This is a genomic window from Achromobacter veterisilvae, from assembly GCF_037619525.1.
Taxonomy (GTDB): Bacteria; Pseudomonadota; Gammaproteobacteria; order Burkholderiales; family Burkholderiaceae_B; genus Achromobacter; species Achromobacter veterisilvae.
On record NZ_CP148753.1, the window covers coordinates 1,752,443 to 1,770,637 of the forward strand.

18 protein-coding genes are annotated in these 18,195 nt (G+C 66.5%); 12 read left to right on the forward strand and 6 right to left on the reverse strand.

Going from position 1 to position 18,195, the window contains the following annotated elements:
* The first annotated feature begins 97 nt into the window (after window positions 1–97).
* Window positions 98–2,539, forward strand: a complete 2,442-nt coding sequence (locus tag WHX56_RS08110) for a GNAT family N-acetyltransferase (protein ID WP_338880955.1) — start codon at window positions 98–100, stop codon at window positions 2,537–2,539.
* A gap of 22 nt (window positions 2,540–2,561) precedes the next feature.
* On the opposite strand, the gene WHX56_RS08115 is transcribed toward WHX56_RS08110, so the two are convergent.
* From WHX56_RS08115 to yjgA, 6 genes are all read right to left on the reverse strand, one after another.
* The gene (locus WHX56_RS08115) at window positions 2,562–3,254 is read right to left on the reverse strand and encodes an isochorismatase family cysteine hydrolase (RefSeq protein WP_338880956.1); all 693 of its coding nucleotides are present in this window, start codon (window positions 3,252–3,254) and stop codon (window positions 2,562–2,564) included.
* Between the two features lie 9 nt (window positions 3,255–3,263).
* Window positions 3,264–4,100 carry an ABC transporter permease gene (locus WHX56_RS08120; protein ID WP_129244200.1) on the reverse strand — a complete coding sequence of 279 codons (837 nt, stop codon included), beginning with the start codon at window positions 4,098–4,100 and terminating at the stop codon, window positions 3,264–3,266.
* Window positions 4,101–4,103: 3 nt separating this feature from the next.
* Window positions 4,104–4,919, reverse strand: coding sequence for an ABC transporter ATP-binding protein (locus tag WHX56_RS08125; RefSeq protein ID WP_287755514.1), 816 nt, complete (start codon window positions 4,917–4,919; stop codon window positions 4,104–4,106).
* Complete coding sequence (locus WHX56_RS08130; protein ID WP_287755503.1) at window positions 4,919–5,923, reverse strand: ABC transporter substrate-binding protein; 1,005 nt, start codon at window positions 5,921–5,923, stop codon at window positions 4,919–4,921. The genes WHX56_RS08125 and WHX56_RS08130 overlap by 1 nt, the downstream gene beginning before the upstream one ends.
* 291 nt (window positions 5,924–6,214) lie before the next feature.
* A complete protein-coding gene (locus WHX56_RS08135) occupies window positions 6,215–6,892 on the reverse strand; it encodes an alpha/beta hydrolase (protein ID WP_338880957.1) in 678 nt (225 codons plus the stop codon).
* A gap of 19 nt (window positions 6,893–6,911) precedes the next feature.
* Entirely contained in the window at window positions 6,912–7,463 is a 552-nt protein-coding gene (yjgA, locus tag WHX56_RS08140; RefSeq protein WP_129244196.1) for a ribosome biogenesis factor YjgA, read from the reverse strand.
* A gap of 58 nt (window positions 7,464–7,521) precedes the next feature.
* Between yjgA and pmbA the strand changes: the two genes are divergently transcribed.
* The 11 genes from pmbA (at window position 7,522) to WHX56_RS08195 (ending at window position 18,137) form a co-directional block, all read left to right on the forward strand.
* A complete protein-coding gene (pmbA, locus tag WHX56_RS08145; RefSeq protein ID WP_129244195.1) occupies window positions 7,522–8,886 on the forward strand; it encodes a metalloprotease PmbA in 1,365 nt (454 codons plus the stop codon).
* Window positions 8,887–9,051: 165 nt separating this feature from the next.
* Window positions 9,052–10,149 (forward strand): TRAP transporter substrate-binding protein, encoded by a 1,098-nt coding sequence (locus WHX56_RS08150; protein ID WP_129244192.1) that lies wholly within the window; start codon window positions 9,052–9,054, stop codon window positions 10,147–10,149.
* Window positions 10,150–10,405: 256 nt separating this feature from the next.
* On the forward strand, window positions 10,406–11,560 hold the full coding sequence (locus tag WHX56_RS08155; protein ID WP_129244189.1) for an ABC transporter substrate-binding protein: 1,155 nt from the start codon (window positions 10,406–10,408) through the stop codon (window positions 11,558–11,560).
* Between the two features lie 169 nt (window positions 11,561–11,729).
* On the forward strand, window positions 11,730–12,611 hold the full coding sequence (locus WHX56_RS08160; RefSeq protein ID WP_129244186.1) for a branched-chain amino acid ABC transporter permease: 882 nt from the start codon (window positions 11,730–11,732) through the stop codon (window positions 12,609–12,611).
* Between the two features lie 3 nt (window positions 12,612–12,614).
* Window positions 12,615–13,490, forward strand: coding sequence for a branched-chain amino acid ABC transporter permease (locus tag WHX56_RS08165; protein ID WP_129244183.1), 876 nt, complete (start codon window positions 12,615–12,617; stop codon window positions 13,488–13,490).
* Entirely contained in the window at window positions 13,483–14,271 is a 789-nt protein-coding gene (locus tag WHX56_RS08170; protein ID WP_129244180.1) for an ABC transporter ATP-binding protein, read from the forward strand. Before WHX56_RS08165 ends, WHX56_RS08170 begins: the two co-directional genes overlap by 8 nt.
* Window positions 14,268–14,978 carry an ABC transporter ATP-binding protein gene (locus WHX56_RS08175; protein ID WP_129244177.1) on the forward strand — a complete coding sequence of 237 codons (711 nt, stop codon included), beginning with the start codon at window positions 14,268–14,270 and terminating at the stop codon, window positions 14,976–14,978. The genes WHX56_RS08170 and WHX56_RS08175 overlap by 4 nt, the downstream gene beginning before the upstream one ends.
* 291 nt (window positions 14,979–15,269) lie before the next feature.
* Complete coding sequence (gene rplM, locus WHX56_RS08180; protein WP_043544818.1) at window positions 15,270–15,698, forward strand: 50S ribosomal protein L13; 429 nt, start codon at window positions 15,270–15,272, stop codon at window positions 15,696–15,698.
* A gap of 9 nt (window positions 15,699–15,707) precedes the next feature.
* The gene (rpsI, locus tag WHX56_RS08185; RefSeq protein WP_006226692.1) at window positions 15,708–16,100 is read left to right on the forward strand and encodes a 30S ribosomal protein S9; all 393 of its coding nucleotides are present in this window, start codon (window positions 15,708–15,710) and stop codon (window positions 16,098–16,100) included.
* 181 nt (window positions 16,101–16,281) lie between these two features.
* Window positions 16,282–17,346 (forward strand): N-acetyl-gamma-glutamyl-phosphate reductase, encoded by a 1,065-nt coding sequence (gene argC, locus WHX56_RS08190; RefSeq protein ID WP_129244175.1) that lies wholly within the window; start codon window positions 16,282–16,284, stop codon window positions 17,344–17,346.
* A gap of 44 nt (window positions 17,347–17,390) precedes the next feature.
* Window positions 17,391–18,137 (forward strand): DUF6776 family protein, encoded by a 747-nt coding sequence (locus WHX56_RS08195; protein WP_338880958.1) that lies wholly within the window; start codon window positions 17,391–17,393, stop codon window positions 18,135–18,137.
* Window positions 18,138–18,195 lie beyond the last annotated feature (58 nt).

The following is an 18,195-nucleotide window of genomic DNA, read 5'->3' on the forward strand; positions in this document are numbered from 1 at the left end:
GGCGTCGGGCTGTGTCCGCGTCAAGCGGATCGCGGGCTTGTCTTGTTACGATGAACTGTATTTTAGATTAGGGCTCGCGCCCTGGCCCGCCACCCCTATGCTGCGACACGCTCTCGCCCCGATGTTCGAACCCAGTTCGCTGGTGATCGTCGCCGACCGGCCCTTGCCGGCGACGGGTTCGCTGTCGCCCGCGCTCAAGGCGAAAACCACGGTGGTCGCGTGCGAGGTGGGCGCCGCGCCGGACCTGCCGGACAGCCTGCAGGGCCTGGCGGCGGGGGAGCGGCCTGATCTGGCCCTGGTTTGCGTGTCGCCGGCGGTCCTGCCGGAGACGCTGCGCCGCCTGTCGCCCCTGTCGCCCCGCGCGGTGATCCTGTTGCCGCACGAACTGCCCGATCCCTATCCGCGCGGCACGCTGGCGCTGTGCCGCGCCTGGGCCGAGGAAAACCGCTGCGAACTGCTGGGCCCGCGCTCTTTCGGCGCCCAGCGGCCGCACGCGGGCCTGAATCTCAGCCAGCATCCGGTGCTGGCGCGCGCCGGCCGCGTGGCGCTGCTGGCGCAGTCGCGCTCCATCATGGCCGCGGTCATGGACTGGGCCGAGGACGTGCACATCGGCTTTTCCACCGCCGTGTCGCTGGGCGACGAAGCGGTGGTGGGCCTGCCCAAGGTGCTGGACTACCTGGCCAGCGACCCGCGCACCGACAGCATCGTGCTCTACCTCGAAGACGTGGGCCCGGCCCGCGAATTCATGAGCACGCTGCGCGCGGCCGCCTCCGTCAAGCCGGTGATCGTGCTCAAGGCCGGCCGGCCCGACACCGACAGCGGCGACGCCATCTTCGATGCCGCCCTGCGCCGCGCCGGGGCGGTGCGGGTGCGCTACTTCGTGCAGTTGTTCTCGGCGGTGAAGGTGCTGGGCTACACGCGGCGGCCCAAGGGCCGGCGGGTGGCGCTGATCTCCAACGGCAGCGGGCCGCCCCAGTTGGCCATGGATTTGATCGGGCCCGACGCGGCCGTGCTTCGCGCGGAACTCGCGCCCGCGACCCAGCGCGCCCTGGCCGCCATGCTGGAGCCGGACGCGGCCAGCGCCAATCCCGTCATCACCTACACGCCGCTGACTCCGGAGCGCATCCGCGCCATCCTGGACGCGGTGCTGGACGACACCGGCGTGGACGGCGTGCTGGTGCTGCTGGCGCCCGACGCGCTGGCGGACATGCCGGCCGTGGCGCGCGAACTGGCCCAGATCGCGCCCAAGGCGAAGAAGCCGGTGGTGACCTGCTTCATGGGCGACGCCGGCATGCGGCCCTTGCGGCGCATGCTGGACGACGCGGGCACCTCGGCGTTCCGCACGCCCGAATCGGCCGCCGATGCTTTCGGCGTGCTGGCGACCCATCACTACAACCAGCAGTTGCTGCTGCAGACGCAGCCGCCCGAGCCCGCCACCCACGTGCCCGACCTGGCCGCCGCCCGCGAGGTGCTGGCGCGGGTGCGGGCCGATTGCCGGCGCGAACTCACCAGCTCCGAAATCCGGACCCTGCTGGCCCTGTTCTACGTGCCGCTGCGCGATATGCCCACGGACGTCGCGGCCGCCGAACCCGAATCCCGCCCCATGGCGATCCGGGTCCGGCGCGATCCTCAATTCGGCCCGGTCATCCGCTTCGGCGCGGGCGGGCCGGACGCCGTGCTGTCCCTGTCCGACCGCGGCGTCGACCTGCCGCCGCTCAACGGATTCCTGGCCCGCCAGTTGATCGAGCGCAGCCGCCTCTGGCGCCGGGTGCTGGCTCCGCGCATCGGCCACATGGCGGCCGAGGCGCTGCAACAGGCCGTGGTGCTGGTGTCGGAACTGGTTTCGGAACTGCCCGACATCGAGACCCTGGACATCGATCCGCTCTACGCGGGCGAAACGCATCTGCGCGCCGGCGGCCTGCGGATGAGGCTGACCGAGAAGCCGGGCTGCGAATCGCCCCAGGCCGCGGGCTATCCGCACATGGCGATCCACCCGTATCCGGCCCGCCTGGTGCAGGTGCGCCGCTTCGAGGACGGCATCCCCTGGGTCCTGCGGCCCATCCGCCCCGAGGACGCCGAGCCGCTGCAGGAGTTCATCCGCGGCCTGTCCGAGCGTTCGCGCTATATGCGTTTCGTGTCCATGATGCGCGAACTCACGCCGCGCATGGTGTCGCGCTACACCCAGGTCGACTACCACCGGGAGCTTGCCCTGGTGGCCGCCACGCAGGTGCCCAACCCGGCCAACCGCGGGCATCCGCGCGAGGTGCTGGTGGGGTTCGCGCACTACCTGCGCAATCCGGACGGACGCGGGGCGGAGTACGCGCTGGTGATCGGGGACGACTGGCAGCGGCGCGGCCTGGGCCGCCAGTTGATGACGGCCCTGATCGACGCGGCGCGCGAACAGGGCCTGGAATACATCGACGGCCTGGTGCTCTCGGGCAACCGGCCCATGCTGGCGCTGATGACCAGCCTGGGTTTCACCAACGACGCGGATCCCGAGGATCCGACGATGCGGCGGGTCTGGCTGAACCTGGTCTGACCCGGCGTCGGGCCGGGCCCGCTCAGGCGGCTTTTTCGGCCGGCCGGGCGGGCCGGAGCCGCGCCGTCGCTTCGTCCACGGACAGCACGTCGCCGAAGAACAGGATCCAGCCGTGCAGCGCATGCTCGTGCTCGGCCGGCGTGACCGCGGCCAGCGCGTCGTCGACCATGATGCTGCGGAAGTCCCGCATCATCGCGTCGCGCGCGGTGGATTCGCAGCACACGTTGGTGACCGTGCCGGCGATCAGCAGCGTGTCCACGCCGCGTCCGCGCAGCAGGGGTTCCAGCTCCGAGGAGCCGGGCGCCATGGCGCTGTAGAAGCGCTTGACCACCCGCAGGTCCGAATCGTGGGCGCGTAGATCCGGGTGCAGCGCGAAGCCGGGCGAGCCGCGGCGCAGCGTCTCCAGGCGTTTCGCGCTGCGCTCGGGCGTCAGCATCACGCGATGGTGGTGCGACCAGAACGAATCGGCGTTGTCGGAGGCGGTCTGCACCCAGACGATGGTGCCGCCGGCGGCCCGCACCGCGTCGCACAGGCGGTTGATGGGGGCGATGATCCCGCGGGCCGGCGCGCATTCGCCCTGGTAGCCCGGCAGCGTGAAGTACTGCTGCATGTCCACCACCACCACGGCCAGGCGCGCGGCGGGCAGTTCGTCATAGGGATGCAGGCGGCCCTGGCGGGCCACGACGCGATCCTTCACCCATTGGGGGAATTCCATGGCGGTTCCTTATCCGTAGCGCCGCGCCACGGCGGCTTCGATGCGATACACGACCAGGTACATCACGCTGGAAATCACGGCCAGCGCGGCGATGGCCGTCATGACGATGTTCAGCTTGAACACCTGGCTGCCGTTCATGATGAGAAAGCCCAGGCCGGAATCCGCCGACTGGAACTCGCCCACGATGACGCCCACCAGCGCCAGGCCGATGTTCATCTTCACGGCCGCGATCAGCGTGGGCACGCTGCCGGGCAGCACCACCTTGGTCAGCACCTGCCAGCGGCTGGCGCCGAAGGTGTGGGCGAGCTTCATCTTGTTCAGGTCGATGCCGCGAAAGCCCGCGTAGACCACCATGATGGTCACGAACACCGCGATCGCCACGGCCATGCCGTACACCGCGTAGTCCGACCCCAGCCACAGGTAGAAGATCGGCACGAAGGCGATCTTGGGCATGGCGTTGGCCACCACCAGGAAGGGGTCCAGCACCTTGTACAGGAAGTCGGACCACCACAGCGCGGCCGCCACCGCGATGCCGATCAGCATGCTGAGGGCGAAGCCCACCAGCGTCGCGGAGAGCGTGGTCATGATGTGCTTGCCCAGGCTGCCGTGGTTCCACAGTTCGATGAACGTGGGCCACAGGGCGCTGGGATAGCTGGTCAGCAGGGGATTGAGGACGTGCATGCGCGGCAGGATCTCCCAGGCGCACAGGAAGACCGCCAGCAGCAGTACCTGCGCCATCCGGATGTGCCGGCGGCGCGCGCGGTCGCGGCGCAGGTAGTCCAGGTACTTTTCGCTGGGCGCGCGCACGGCGCGCAGGGGAACGGTGTTGGCGACGGGCGCGTTCATGGGTCAACCCTCCACGTGGACGTCCAGCTCGTCCCAGAGCTGTTTGAAGTAGGTGTTGAATTCCGGCCGCGAACGCGCCTGGAACGGCGTCGGCCGGGCCTGGCCGTCGCCATAGTGGATGCGGTACTGGCTTTTCAGGCGGCCGGGGCGGCGCGACAGCACGATCACGCGGTCCGTCATGGCGATGGCCTCGCCGATGTCGTGCGTGACCAGCACCACCGTCTTGCCCTCGCGGCGCAGGATGTCCACGACTTCGTCGGAGATCGCCAGCCGCGTCTGCGAATCCAGCGCGGAAAAGGGCTCGTCCAGCAGGATCACGTCCGGCTCGGTGACCAGCGTGCGCGCCAGCGCGGCGCGCTGGCGCATGCCGCCCGACAATTGGCGCGGCGTGTGCGACAGGAAGGCGCCCAGCCCGCATTTTTCCAGCAGGTGCACGGCGCGCGCCTCGCTGCGCGCATCGCGCCGGCCCTGGATCTCCGCGCCCAGCATCACGTTGTCCAGGATGCTGCGCCATTCGAACAGGTAGTCCTGCTGGAGCATGTAGCCGATGCGCGGATTGGGCTTGCTCACGGCCTGGCCGTCTATCGTCACCGAGCCCGAGGTGGGCGGGATCAGGCCGGCGATCAGGGACAGCAGCGTGCTCTTGCCGCAGCCGCTCTGTCCGATCAGGCTGACGAATTCGCCCGCGGCCAGCGTGAACGACACGTTCGACAGCGCCTCGGTCTCGCCTTCCTGGGTGAAGTACGACAGACAGACGTCGCGCAGCTCGATTTTCGCCGTGGCCGCGTCCGGCTTCAGGTTGTGGACGACCGCGCCCATCATTGCGCCTTCCTGGCGAAGTCGGTCACCACCACGTCCTCGTACTTCACGCGGGCGCTGTCCTTCATGACCGCGCTGGCGACCAGCATGTCCTGCAACTGCGTCATCGCTTCCGCCGTCACCAGCGGCGAACGCTTCCAGATCTGGTATTTCTTGTAGCGCTCGATGGCCTCGGTCACGGCGGCCTGGTCCATGCCCGGGAAGTAGGTCATGATCTGCGGCGTCAGGGTGGCCGCGGGCGTGTCCTGGACGTATTTTTCGGCGCGCGCCACGACGTCGGTCCAGGCCTGGATGACCTTGGGGTTGTCGCGGATGTATTTGTCGGTGGCCGTGAAAACGGTGTAGTCCACCTGGCCCACTTCGTGGCCGACCGAAGCCACGATATAACCCTTGCCGTTGCGCACCAGTTCGCCGGCCTCGGGTTCCAGGAAGATGCCGTATTCGCCCTGGCCCGCCATCCAGGCGCCGGCGCGCGCCGGAATGCCGATGTTGTTCAGCAGCTTCACGTCCTTTTGCGGATCCACGCCATGCTTGCGCAGCGCCGTTTCCAGGAAGACCAGCGGGTTGGAGCCGGGGCGGAAGCCGATGACCTCCTTGCCCTTGAGCATGGACCAGTCGAACTTCTCCACCGGCTTGCGCGCCAGCAGGAAGAAGCCGTCGGTGGCGGTCAGCCCGGCGAAGATCCGGGGCTTGACCGGGGACTCGCTGTTCTGCACGTAGATGGAGGCCTCGGGGCCGATCAGCACGATGTCGGCGCTGCCCGAGAGCAGCGCGGTCATGCCTTTGTCGGTGCCCTGGGACGTCTTCATCGACACGTCCAGGCCCGCGTCCTTGAAGTAGCCCTGCGACAGGGCCACGTACTTGGGCACGTAGAGGATGGAGCGCACCACCTCTTCGTAGCGGACCTTCACCGGGGGATTCAGGGCTTCGGCCTGGGCGGCCAGGGGGGCGAGCAGCGCGAGCAGCGCCGCGCCCGCCAGTCGGGGCGATGGCAAGGATTTCACGGGACTTTCTCCTGCGTCTTGATGCCACGCCGATACCCGGCGCAACACACGGCCAATGGGATGGGTCGACTGCAACAACAGGGAAGCCCGAACACCTTTTGCCCGGGCCGGTGAGGCTTGAATCGAATACTATATTCAATACAAACAGGCGACAAGCCCTTTCGAGATCGGCGTTTTTCTCTATGGACGCACGGAAGCGCAGCCCTGAAAATTCAAGGCTGGAATACTAGTTGGTATACAAAATGGTTTTTGCCCCAAGGGGCGGGGCCGCGCAGGATGCGCGGCCCGGGGTCAGGCCAGGACGCCGCGCAGGAAGGTGGAAATGTCGGCCACTTCCTCGGCGCAGACCGAATGCGGCATCGGGTACGTGTGCCAGCGCACGTCATAGCCCAGCCGCTGCAGCTCGGCCAGCGAGGCCTGGGCGCGCGCCAGCGGCACCACGGGGTCGTACTGGCCGTGGGCCAGGAAAATCGGCGTGTCCCGGTTGGCGCCCCCGCGTTCGGCCTCGGCCGTATCCATGAGCGGCAGGTAGCCGGACAGGCCCATCATGCCCGCCAGTTTCTCGGGCAGGCGGATGCCGGTGTGCAGGGTCATGGCGCAGCCCTGGGAGAAACCGGCCAGCACGATCTTCGAAGTCGGGATGCCCCGGGCGTTCTCGCGCGCGACCAGCTTGCGGATCGCGGCTTCCGAGGCGCGGATGCCCTGGCCGTCTTCGACGCGCACCAGGTCCATGACCAGGATGTCGTACCAGGAACGCATCGCCATGCCGTTGTTGATCGTCACGCGCTGCACCGGCGCGTTCGGGAACACGAAGCGCACCGCGAGGCCGTCGGGCAGGTCCAGTTCCGGCACGATGGGCGCGAAATCGTTGCCGTCGGCGCCCAGGCCGTGCAGCCAGATCACGGCGTGCGTGGGGTTGGGGGCGGTTTCGATCTCGATGCAATCGAGCAGGTCGGTCGTGGCGTTCATGGACGGCGGGCGATGAAAATCAGGGGGTGAGGGTCTTCAGGGCCTGGAACAGCGCGCGGTAATGCTTTTTTTGCGGTTCCTGGCCTTGCAGCAGCGATGCGTTGGCCTGCCGCTCCTTGCGGGCGGCGCGGATCAGGGAGCGCAGTTGCTGGGCATCCGCCTGGGGATTGTTGGTGAGCAGCCGGGTGAGGGCGTCGTCGTCGTCCAGCAGGCGGTCGCGCAGCGTTTCCAGCCGGTGCATGGCGGCGGTTTCCTCGCGCGAGCCGTTTTCCCAGACGTCCAACTGCGCGCGGATCTCGTCCGCGGGGGCGTCCCGCATCAGCTTGCCCACGAAGTGAATCTGGCGCCGGCGGCCTTCGCGCCCGGTGGTGCGCTGCGCCACCCGGATCGCCTCGTAGAGGCGTTCCGCCAGGGGCAACTGCTTGAGGCGTTCGGGCGACAGTTCGATCAACTGCTTGCCCAGGTCCAGCAAGGCGTGCATTTCGCGCTTGACCTGGGACTTGCTGGGGCGGTCGTAACCGTTCTCGTCGTAGCCGTCGCCGGCGGATTCTTCTTCGATATGGGAATTCATGGAAAACTGCGCAATGACAGACTTGGCTATGATAACCGTCTCTGCAAATTGGACTGCAATGGTTAAATCCTCCTCATCCTTGCCGCTGGCGGCGAATCACGCGCGTTTTTCCGAACTCGTCGAACAAACCCTCGCCTATGCGCGCCAGATCGGCGCCTCCGACGCCGCGGCGGAAGTCTCGGAAAGCCTGGGCCTGTCGGTCTCCGTACGCAAGAACGACATCGAAACGGTGGAGCAGACCCGCGACCGCTCGCTGGACCTGACGGTCTACGCCGGCCAGAGCCGCGGCTCCGCCTCCACCTCCGACTTTTCCGAGGCGGCGCTGCGCCAGACGGTCGAAGCGGCCTGGCATATCGCGCGCCATACCGCCGCCGACCCGGCCGCCGGCCTGCCCGACGCCGACCAACTGGCCACCGAATTCCCCGACCTGCGCCTGCATCACGCCTGGAGCGTGTCCACCGAAGAAGCGGCCGAACTGGCGCTGCGCGCCGAGCGCGCCGCCCGCGAGGTCGACCCCCGCATCACCAACACCGACGGCGCCACCGTGGGCACCTACGAAGGCCAGTTCGTGATGGGCAACACGCGCGGCTTCCTGGGCGGCTATCCGTATTCGCGCCACAGCCTGTCGGTGGCGCCCATCGCCGGCCGCGGCAACGGCATGCAGCGCGACTACTGGTACACCTCCGAACGCGATCCGGCCAAGCTGGCCTCGCCCGAGGCCATCGGCCGCTACGCCGCCGAGCGCACGCTGTCGCGCCTGTCGGCCCGCCGCATCCGCACCGGCAAGTTCCCCGTCCTGTTCGAAGCGCCGCTGGCGCTGGGGCTGGTGGGCGCCCTGACCCAGGCCGCCAACGGCGGCGCCCTGTACCGCAAGGCCAGCTTCCTGCTGGACGCGCTGGGCAAGCCGATCTTCCCCGAACACATCAACCTGACCGAAGACCCGCACATCCCCGGCGCCATGGGCAGTTCGCCCTTCGACGACGAAGGCGTGCGCACGCGCCGCCGCAACGTGGTGTCGGCCGGCGTGCTCGAAGGCTATTTCCTGTCGTCCTACACCGCCCGCAAGCTGGGCATGGCGACCACGGGCAACGCCGGCGGTTCGCACAACCTGGTGTTCAGCTCCACGCTGACCCGCCGCGGCGACGACTTCGAGGCCATGCTCAAGAAGATGGGCACCGGTTTCCTCGTGACCGAACTCATCGGCCAGGGCGTCAACTACGTGACGGGCGACTATTCGCGCGGCGCGTTCGGCTACTGGGTGGAAAACGGCAAGATCCAGCACGCGGTGCAGGAAATCACCATCGCGGGCAATCTGGCCGACATGTTCAAGCAGATCGTCGCGGTCGGCGCGGACACCATTTCGCGCGGCACCAAGACCACCGGCTCGATCCTGATCGAAGCGATGGCCATCGCCGGGACCTGACCCCCCGCCGGCGGCGGCCTCTTGCGGCCGCCGCCGCGCATCCTTTGCCGTCCGGCCTTTGCAATCCCTTACCGGATCGGGGCTTCCTCTCCGGGCCCGTCTCGGCGTGTAATATCCGGCGGGTATCGCTCGATGTCCCAGGTGTTGCTGTAAAGGAGCAAAGAGATGCAACGACGTTCATTCTTGAAGCGCGCCGGGCTGGGCGCCGTCGCGACCGGCGCTGCCGTCGGCGCGCCCGCGTTCGCCCAGGACATGCCGTCCGTCAGTTGGCGCCTGTCGTCCGGCTTTCCCGCCATCCTCGACCTGCGCATCGGCACCGGCGAGAGCTTCTGCAAGTTCGTCTCCGAAGCCACGGGCGGAAAATTCAATATCCGCCATTTCCCCGAAGGCGAGATCGTGGCCGCCGGCGACCTGATGGAAGCGGTGTCCACCCGGAAGGTGGAATGCGGCCACGTCTCTTCCCGCGCCTACTACTCCAAGAATCCCGTCTTCTGCTTCGACGCCGCCGTCCCCTTCGGGTTGAACGCGCGGCAGATGAACGCCTGGATGAGCGAGGGCGGCGGCCTGCGCCTGACCCGCGAACTCTTCAAGCCCGAAAAGATCATCAACTTTCCGCTGGGCAATACCGGCGCCCAGATGGGCGGCTGGTTCAACAAGGAAATCAAGCGCCTGGGCGATCTCAAAGACTTGAAAATGCGCGTGGGCGGCCTGGCCGGCGACGTGCTGGCGCGCATGGGCGTGGTCCCGCAGCACGCGGACATGGCGAAACTGGCCGAGGCCTTCGAGAAAGACGGCCTGCAGGCCGTGGCGGGGGCGGGCGCCTACGACGACGACAAGCTCGGCCTGAATAAAGTAGCTAAGTATTACTACGCACCCGGCTGGTGGGCCGGCGGCGAGCAGCTATCGCTGTACGTCAACGACGAAGCCTGGAACGCCCTGCCCAAGAATTACCAGGCCGTGGTGGAATCGGCCGTGCAGGCCGCGCATTCCGCGGCCACTGCCCGCTACGATGCCCGCAACCCGGGGGCGCTGGCCCAATTGGCGGCCAATGGCGCGCAGATCCGCGCGTTTCCCCGTTCCATCATGGACGTGGCGTTCGAGACTACCCAGAAGATGTACGAGGACTTGGGCGCCAAAGACCCCAGGTTCAAGGCGATGCACGATAGTTACATGGGTTTTCGCGACAGCGAGATGCCCTGGTTCCGCCTGACCGAAAGCGCTTACGGCCAGTATCTGGGCGTCGCGCTATCGGGCAGAATATAGGGCGCGGGCCTGTGCTGAATGGCATTCGGCATGCGTTAGGGTTTTTGCTAGTAACCCCGCATTTTTTACAAGAAAATGGGCGGTTTGTAGGCTTTTGTTGAATGGCGTTCGAGTATCGGCCTGATACAAAGGAGTAATATCCCGGGTCTTGACGCGCAAACATGGCGCCTTTAGGCGGCATCCGACGTCAATCCGGCAGGATTACAACAGCCCGGATTACCAATATTCCGAGACAGACTATAAGGTGGTACCAACCATGCAATCCAAGACCAAGAAGCTGCTGGCCGCGCTGATCGCCGCCGGTGTCCTCCCGGCTGCCCACGCAGCCGACATCAAGCTGGGCGTGGCGGAAGCCCTGTCCGGCGGCGCCGCCCAGTACGGCGTGTCGATCCGCAACGGTTTCCAGCTCGCCGCTGATGAAATCAACGCCGCCGGCGGTATCAACGGCAACAAGATCGTGCTCGTGGTCGAGGACGAACAAGGCAAGAAAGAAGAAGCGATCAACGTCTTCAAGAAGCTGATCTTCAAGGACAACGTCCTGATGGTCTTCGGCCCCACGCTGTCGAACTCGGCCCAGGCCGCCGATCCGATCGCCCAGGCCGCCAAGACGGTCGCCTTCGGCACGTCCAACACCGCCGACGGCATCACCTCCATCGGCAACTACGTGTTCCGCAATTCGGTCACCGAAGCCGACGTGCTGCCGGCCACCATCTCCACCGTCAAGGCCAAGACCGGCCTGAAGAACGTGGCCGTCCTCTACGGCAACGACGACGTCTTCACCAAGAGCGGCTACGACAACTTCAAGAAGGCCCTGGAAGACCAGAAGATCCCGGTCACCACGACCGAAACGTTCGCCAAGGGCGACGTGGACTTCAAGGCCCAACTGACCAAGATCAAGGGCACCAACCCCGACGCCATCGTGCTGTCCGCGCTGCTGGCCGAAGGCGCCCCGATCATGGTCCAGGCCCGCCAACTGGGCCTGAACGTGCCGGTCATCGGCGGCAACGGCATGAACTCCGTCAAGATTTTCGACCTGGCCCCCGGCGGCGCGTCGAACAATCTGTGGATCGGCAGCCCGTGGTCGATCGAGAACAAGGCGCCCGAGAACGTCAAGTTCATCGATGCCTACAAGGCGAAGTTCAACGGCGCGCCCGACCAGTTCGCGGCCCAGTCGTACGACGCCATGTACATCGCCGCCCAGGCGCTGAAGAACGTCAAGCTTTCCGGCGAACTGGCCAAGGATCGCGCAGCCCTGCGCGATGCGCTGCCCTCCGTGACCTGGACCGGCGCCACCGGCCCGTTCAAGTTCCGCCAGGCCACCGACCGCGCCGGCAAGCCCGCCGGCTACGACGCCGACCAGGCGCCGATCGTCAGCGTGACCAAGGACGGCAAGTACGTCATCGAGAAGTAAGCGCTACGCATCCCCGCGCGGGGGGATGCGCCTTGCGGACGGCGTCGCCGTCCGCAAGGCGCTTTTTATCGCAGGGCCGCCACCATAGAAAAAGCGCCTCCCCGCAAGGAGGCTCAAGGCCATGCAGTGGGCGCTGCATGGGGCCCTCACAGCTTTGGAAAGTCCCATCATGTTCGAACAACAATTCGTCAACGCCTTGTCGCTGGGCTGTGTGTATGCACTGTTCGCGCTGGGCTTCACGCTGATCTTCGGCGTGCTCGGGGTGATCAACCTGGCGCACGGCGCCGTCTTCATGGTTGGCGCCTACGCGGCACTGTTCGTCGTGCAGCATTTCAGCCTGCCCCTGTGGGCCGGGCTGATGGCGGCGTTCTTCGTCGCCGGCTTTACCGGGGTCATCATTGACTACCTGGTGCTCAAGCCGCTGCGCAAGCGCAATGCGCCCCACCTGATCCCCATGATCGCCACCATCGGCGTGGGCATCATCCTGAACAACGGCGCGCAGGGCATCTTCGGCGCCAGCAATCTGCGCTTCCCGCACGGCACCGTGCCCGAGGAAGTCATCGAGATCGCCGGCCTGCACCTGACCGTCATCGAACTGGGCATCATCTTCCTGTCTTTCGCGCTGATGGCCGTGCTGATGTACGTCATGCGCCGCACGCAATTCGGCCGCGCCCTGCGCGCCATCGCCGAATCGCCCAAGGCCGCCTGGCTGCTGGGCATCAACGTCGAAAAGCTGTTCGTCACCACCTCGTTCGCCGCGGCCGCCCTGGGCGGCGTGGCCGGCGTGCTGATCGGCCTGTACTCGAACGCATTGTTCCCCCTGATGGGCCAGCCCATGCTGCACAAGGGCATCGCGGTCATCATCCTGGGCGGCATGGGCGACATCCGCGGCGCCATGCTGGGCGGCCTGTTCCTGGGCTTCGCCGAGGTGCTGTCGGTGGCCTACATCGGCTCCACCATGCGCGATGCGGTGGCTTTCGGCCTGCTGTTCCTGATCCTGCTGGTGCGCCCGCAAGGTCTGTTCGGCAAAGTGGTTCAACGCAAGGCTTAAAGAATGAGCGGATTCGAAAACTTCTGGGCCATCTACGGCAACCTGGTGCTCACGCTGGGCACCAACGCCTTGCTGGCCCTCTCCATCTGGCTGACCCTGGCTTGCGGCATGCTGGCCATGGCCAATGCCGCCTTCATGGGCATCGGGGCGTACACCGCCGCGCTGCTCACCATGAACTATGACGCCCCGTTCTCGGTCGCGCTGGCCGGCGGCATGGCGGCGCCCGCGCTGGTGGCCGCGCTGATCGGCTTGCCGACCTTGCGGCTGTCCGGGGTCTACCTCGCGATGGCCACGCTGGGCTTCGGCGAAGTGGTCCGCGTGACCATCCTGAACACCGAGTCCCTCACCGGCGGCGCGCTGGGCCTCAACGGCATCCCGCAGTTGACACAGTGGTGGCACGTGGTGCTGGCGGTCGTCATCGTGCTGTTCGTGCTGTGGCGCGTGCGCGCTTCCAAGATCGGACGCTCGTTCGACGCCATCCGCGGCGACGAAACCGCGGCCGGCCTGATGGGCATCGACGTGCGCGCCAACAAAATGCTGGCCTTCGTGGCCGGCGCGATGATCGCCGGCCTGGCCGGCGCCCTGAACGCGCACCTGACCTTCTTCATCGGCCCCAATGAATACGGTTTCGACCGTGGCGTTGAAATCCTGACCATGGCCATCCTGGGCGGCATCGGCGGCCTGGCCGGCCCCGTGCTGGGCAGCTTCATCATTACCGTGCTGCCCGAATTGCTGCGCGGTTTTGCCGATCTGCGCCTGGTCGCGAATGGAGTGATTCTGGTGGTGATTGTGTTGTTCCTGCCGCAAGGCATCTGGGATCCGGCGCGCTTCAAGCGCTGGATGCGCCAAGGACGCCAGGGAGGCAAGCGCCATGCTTGAGCTTTCTTCCGTCTCCAAGAGCTTCGGCGGCCTGCATGTGCTGCATGACGTCAGCCTGTCCGTGCCCGAAGGCGCCATCTTCGGCCTGATCGGCCCCAACGGCGCGGGCAAGACCACGGTGTTCAACCTGATCACCGGCCTGTTGCCGCCCAGCGGCGGCACTATCGCGTTCAACGGCCAGAGCGTCCTGGGCAAGCGGCCGCACCGCATCACGCGCATGGGCATCGCCCGCACGTTCCAGAATATCCGTCTCTTCAAAGAGATGACGCTGCTGGAGAACGTGGTGGTGGGCGCCTATCGCCACATGAACTACGGCTTCCCCAGCCTGCTGCTGGGCCTGCCGGGCTACCGCGAGCACGAAAAGCGCGCCCGCGAGCGCGCGCACGAACTGCTCACCTGGATGCGCCTGGACCACAAGGCCAACGACCTGGCCGACAACCTGTCCTACGGCGAACAGCGTCGCCTGGAGCTGGCGCGCGCGCTGGCCACCGAGCCCAAGCTGCTGCTGCTGGACGAGCCCGTGGCCGGCATGAACACCGGCGAACGCGCCGAACTGATGCGCGAGATCCTGGCCATCCGCGACCGCGGCTACACCATCCTCATGATCGAGCACGACATGCGCTTCGTCATGGGCCTGTGCGAGCGCATCGCGGTGCTGAACTTCGGCAAGATCATCGCTTGCGGCGGACCCGAAGAGATCCGCAACAACGAACAGGTCATCGAAGCCTACCTGGGCCGCGAGGACGACGAAGACACCGAACAAGCGGAGGCCGCCAAATGAGCGCCATGCTGGAAGTCCGCGGGCTCGAGGTCAACTACGGCCACATCGAGGCCGTCCGCGGCATCGACCTGGACCTGAACGCCAAGGAAATCACCGCCCTGGTCGGCGCCAACGGCGCCGGCAAATCGACCACGCTGCTGGCGCTGTCGGGGCTCCTGCCCAAGGCGCGCGGCAAGATCGTCTTCGAAGGCGAGGACATCACCAACCTGGCGCCCCACCAACTGGTGGCGCGCGGCATCGTCCAGGTGCCGGAAGGGCGGGCCATCCTCACGACCATGACCGTGCTCGAAAACCTGGAGCTGGGCGCCTACCGCCGCGGCCTCAAGAACGTCGGCTCGGACCTGGAATACGTGTTCAACCTGTTTCCGCGCCTGAAAGAACGGATCACCGGCATCGCCGGCAACCTGTCGGGCGGCGAACAGCAGATGTTGGCCATCGGCCGGGCGCTGATGGCCAAGCCGCGCCTGCTGCTGCTGGACGAACCGTCGATGGGCCTGGCGCCCATCGTGGTGCAGGAGATCTTCCGCTCGCTGCGGGCGATCAACGCCGACGGCCTGACCCTGTTCCTGGTCGAGCAGAACGTGCGCCAGGCGCTGAAGATCGCCCAGCACGGCTACGTGCTGGAGAACGGCGCGATGGCGCTGACGGGCACGGGCCGCGAACTGCTGGGCCATCCCCGCGTGCTGGAAGCCTACCTCGGCGCCTGACAGGGCGCGGGGATGCGTCCCCCGCATCGAACTCGGCCGGCGGGCGCCTCGCGCGCTGCCGGCCAGTTCGCTGCCACCACGGGGTTGCCCATTTTTTGAGCAACTGTGGTAGAATCATCGGCTTTCCCTCATTTTGGCTATTGCACGGGCGGGTAATAACGCTTAGGCGGGACGCCGATATCAGCCGGGGTTTGCCGGAAGCCGCAAGGTTTTTCCGGGATTTCGGCCCAGTTCGGGGAAAAGCACTGGCTGGATGGTCCAGCCAGGGAATTTTTATTCTTAGGAACCATCATGAAGACCTTTGTGGCCAAGCCGCATGAAGTCCAACGTGACTGGTTTGTGATCGACGCCAAGGGCAAAGTCCTCGGTCGTGTGGCCAGCGAAGTCGCACGTCGTCTGCGTGGCAAGCACAAACCTGAATTCACGCCGCACGTTGATACCGGTGACTACATCGTCATCATCAACGCTGCCGATATCGTCGTTACGGGTAGCAAGGCGAAGGACAAGAAGTACTTCCGCCACACGACGTACCCGGGCGGTATCCGTGAAACGAACTTCGAGAAGCTCCAAGAGCGTTTCCCCGGCCGTGCCATCCAGAAGGCTGTCAAGGGCATGCTGCCCAAGGGTCCTCTGGGCTACGCCATGATCAAGAAACTGAAGGTGTACGCCGGTGCCGAGCACCCGCACACCGCCCAGCAGCCCAAGACGCTGGATATCTAAGGAAACGCCATGATCGGTAACTGGAATTACGGAACCGGCCGTCGCAAAACCTCGGTGGCTCGCGTTTTCATCAAGAAGGGCACGGGTAAGATCGTCGTCAACGGCAAGCCCGTCGACGAGTTCTTCGCCCGCGAAACCGGCCGCATGATCGTGCGCCAGCCGCTGGAACTGACCGGCCACCTGGAATCGTTCGACATCAAGGTCAACGTGCACGGCGGCGGCGAAACCGGCCAGGCCGGCGCAGTCCGTCACGGCATCACGCGTGCCCTGATCGACTACGACGCGACCCTGAAGCCCGCGCTGTCGCAAGCCGGCTTCGTGACCCGCGATGCCCGCGAAGTCGAACGCAAGAAGGTCGGCTTCCGCAAGGCACGTCGGCGCAAGCAGTTCAGCAAGCGTTAATGTCTTGCAAAAAAGCCCGCTTCGGCGGGCTTTTTTTTCGTGCACGCCTATTTTCCGCGCGGAACTCCGCGTATTCCCTCCGGTCGGAAAGAAGGGTTGCGGTGCCATTTCGGGCGCTCTGCCGCAACACCCGATTTCCCGAGCGATACAATCGATCCTCGTTCTACGAAGAGCACACATCATGGCCCAAGCATCGAACACCCGCATCAAGGTTGGTATCGTCGGCGGCACCGGTTATACCGGCGTCGAGCTGCTGCGCTTGCTGTCGCAGCATCCCAACGTGGAGTTGACCGCCATCACGTCCCGCAAGGAAGACGGGCTGCCGGTGGCCGACATGTACCCGAACCTGCGCGGCCGCGTGAAGCTCGCCTTCTCCGCGCCGGAAAAGGCCACGCTGACCGATTGCGACGTGGTGTTCTTCGCGACGCCCCACGGCGTGGCCATGGCCCAGGCGCAGGAACTGATCGCCGCGGGCACCCGCGTCATCGACCTGGCCGCGGATTTCCGCCTGCAGGACATCCCGACGTTTGAACGCTGGTACAAGATTCCCCACACCTGCCCGGACATCCTGGCCGAATCGCAGTACGGCCTGGTGGAGCTGAACCGCGAAGCCATCTCCAAGGCGCGCGTCATCGGCAATCCCGGCTGCTACCCGACCACCGTGCTGCTGGGGCTGGCCCCGCTGCTCGAAGGTGGCAAGAAGCTGGTCGATGCCCAGACCCTGATCGCCGACTGCAAGTCGGGCGTGTCGGGCGCGGGCCGCAAGGCGGAAGTGGGTTCGCTGTTCTCCGAAGCGTCCGACAATTTCAAGGCGTATGGCGTCGCGGGGCACCGCCACCATCCCGAAATCGTCGCCCAGCTCGAGAAGATCGCGGGCGGCACGGTGGGCCTGACCTTCGTGCCCCACCTGGTGCCGATGATCCGCGGCATGTTCTCCACGATCTACGCGCGCATCCTGCCCGAAGCCCGCGACACCGACTTCCAGGCGCTGTTCGAACAGCGCTACGCGGATGAGCCGTTCGTGGACGTGATGCCCGCCGGCAGCCTGCCGGAAACGCGTTCGGTGCGCGCCTCGAACAATCTGCGCATCGCGCTCAGCCGCCCCGGCAATGGCGACCAACTGATCGTGATGGTGGTGCAGGACAACCTGGTCAAGGGCGCCGCCGGCCAGGCCGTCCAGAACATGAACCTGATGTTCGGCATCCCCGAATCCACGGGCCTGGACCAGGTCGCCATCCTGCCCTGATGTATCCGGGCTTGCGGCCGCCGGCCGCGGGCCGCCGTCCCTCCATGCCAGCCGACCCTCTCCCAACGCCCCAGCCCCGCCTTGCCGGCGGGCTGGCGCGCGTGGCCGCGGGCCTGCTGGCCGGGGTGCTGCTGGGCGGCTCCGCGGGCTATTTCTATGCCCGCCAGCTTTACCGGCCGCAGGACGCGGTCGTCATCAGCGTCCGGCAGGCCGAGGCCCAGGAAGAGGCCGCGCGCCAGCAGGCCACCCAACTGCGCTATACGCAGGGGCAGCTCGATACCGCCGACGGCGAACTCGTCATCGAGCGTTCGGCGCGCCAGGAACTGGAAACCCAGTTGCGCGCCGCCCAGGCCGAGGTCGGCAGGGTGCGCGACCAGTTGGCGTTCTATGAACAACTGCTGCCCCCCGGGCCCGAGGGGTCGGTGGACATCCGCGGCGTGGAGATCGACCGCAGCGGAGCCGGCCTGCGCTACAAGGTCCTGCTGATGCGCAGCGGCCGCAACGGCGGTTCGCCGTTCGCGGGCGCCTTGCGGTTCCAGGCCACGGGGACCCTGAAGGGCGAAACGGTGACGGTGGATCTGGCCCCCATGCAGGTCAAGGCCGAATCCGGCCCGGTGGCCGTCACCGGCGAGAACACCGCGGCGGCGTCGCTGGCCCTGCAGTTCGACCAGTACCAGCGCAGCCAGGGGATGCTGGCCGTGCCCGAGGGATTTGTCCCCGAAAGCGTGACCGTCAGCGTCCTGGAGGGAGAAACGGTCCGTGCTTCCCGCAGTGTCAAGCTGGAACTTTGAGTCTGCGCAAACCCTGCGCTATAGTGACACCATACGAGCGGCGAGGCCGCTCATCGAA

What these genes read in the sequence shown, in the direction of transcription:
- rpsI (WP_006226692.1), top strand. Translation starts at nt 15,708, where the DNA reads ATGATCGGTAACTGGAATTACGGAACCGGCCGTCGCAAAACCTCGGTG.
- WHX56_RS08150 (WP_129244192.1), top strand. Translation starts at nt 9,052, where the DNA reads ATGCAACGACGTTCATTCTTGAAGCGCGCCGGGCTGGGCGCCGTCGCG.
- WHX56_RS08120 (WP_129244200.1), bottom strand. Translation starts at nt 4,100, where the DNA reads ATGAACGCGCCCGTCGCCAACACCGTTCCCCTGCGCGCCGTGCGCGCG.
- argC (WP_129244175.1), top strand. Translation starts at nt 16,282, where the DNA reads ATGGCCCAAGCATCGAACACCCGCATCAAGGTTGGTATCGTCGGCGGC.
- WHX56_RS08195 (WP_338880958.1), top strand. Translation starts at nt 17,391, where the DNA reads ATGCCAGCCGACCCTCTCCCAACGCCCCAGCCCCGCCTTGCCGGCGGG.
- WHX56_RS08160 (WP_129244186.1), top strand. Translation starts at nt 11,730, where the DNA reads ATGTTCGAACAACAATTCGTCAACGCCTTGTCGCTGGGCTGTGTGTAT.
- WHX56_RS08125 (WP_287755514.1), bottom strand. Translation starts at nt 4,919, where the DNA reads ATGGGCGCGGTCGTCCACAACCTGAAGCCGGACGCGGCCACGGCGAAA.
- WHX56_RS08170 (WP_129244180.1), top strand. Translation starts at nt 13,483, where the DNA reads ATGCTTGAGCTTTCTTCCGTCTCCAAGAGCTTCGGCGGCCTGCATGTG.
- WHX56_RS08155 (WP_129244189.1), top strand. Translation starts at nt 10,406, where the DNA reads ATGCAATCCAAGACCAAGAAGCTGCTGGCCGCGCTGATCGCCGCCGGT.
- pmbA (WP_129244195.1), top strand. Translation starts at nt 7,522, where the DNA reads ATGGTTAAATCCTCCTCATCCTTGCCGCTGGCGGCGAATCACGCGCGT.
- rplM (WP_043544818.1), top strand. Translation starts at nt 15,270, where the DNA reads ATGAAGACCTTTGTGGCCAAGCCGCATGAAGTCCAACGTGACTGGTTT.
- WHX56_RS08175 (WP_129244177.1), top strand. Translation starts at nt 14,268, where the DNA reads ATGAGCGCCATGCTGGAAGTCCGCGGGCTCGAGGTCAACTACGGCCAC.
- WHX56_RS08115 (WP_338880956.1), bottom strand. Translation starts at nt 3,254, where the DNA reads ATGGAATTCCCCCAATGGGTGAAGGATCGCGTCGTGGCCCGCCAGGGC.
- yjgA (WP_129244196.1), bottom strand. Translation starts at nt 7,463, where the DNA reads ATGAATTCCCATATCGAAGAAGAATCCGCCGGCGACGGCTACGACGAG.
- WHX56_RS08165 (WP_129244183.1), top strand. Translation starts at nt 12,615, where the DNA reads ATGAGCGGATTCGAAAACTTCTGGGCCATCTACGGCAACCTGGTGCTC.
- WHX56_RS08135 (WP_338880957.1), bottom strand. Translation starts at nt 6,892, where the DNA reads ATGAACGCCACGACCGACCTGCTCGATTGCATCGAGATCGAAACCGCC.
- WHX56_RS08110 (WP_338880955.1), top strand. Translation starts at nt 98, where the DNA reads ATGCTGCGACACGCTCTCGCCCCGATGTTCGAACCCAGTTCGCTGGTG.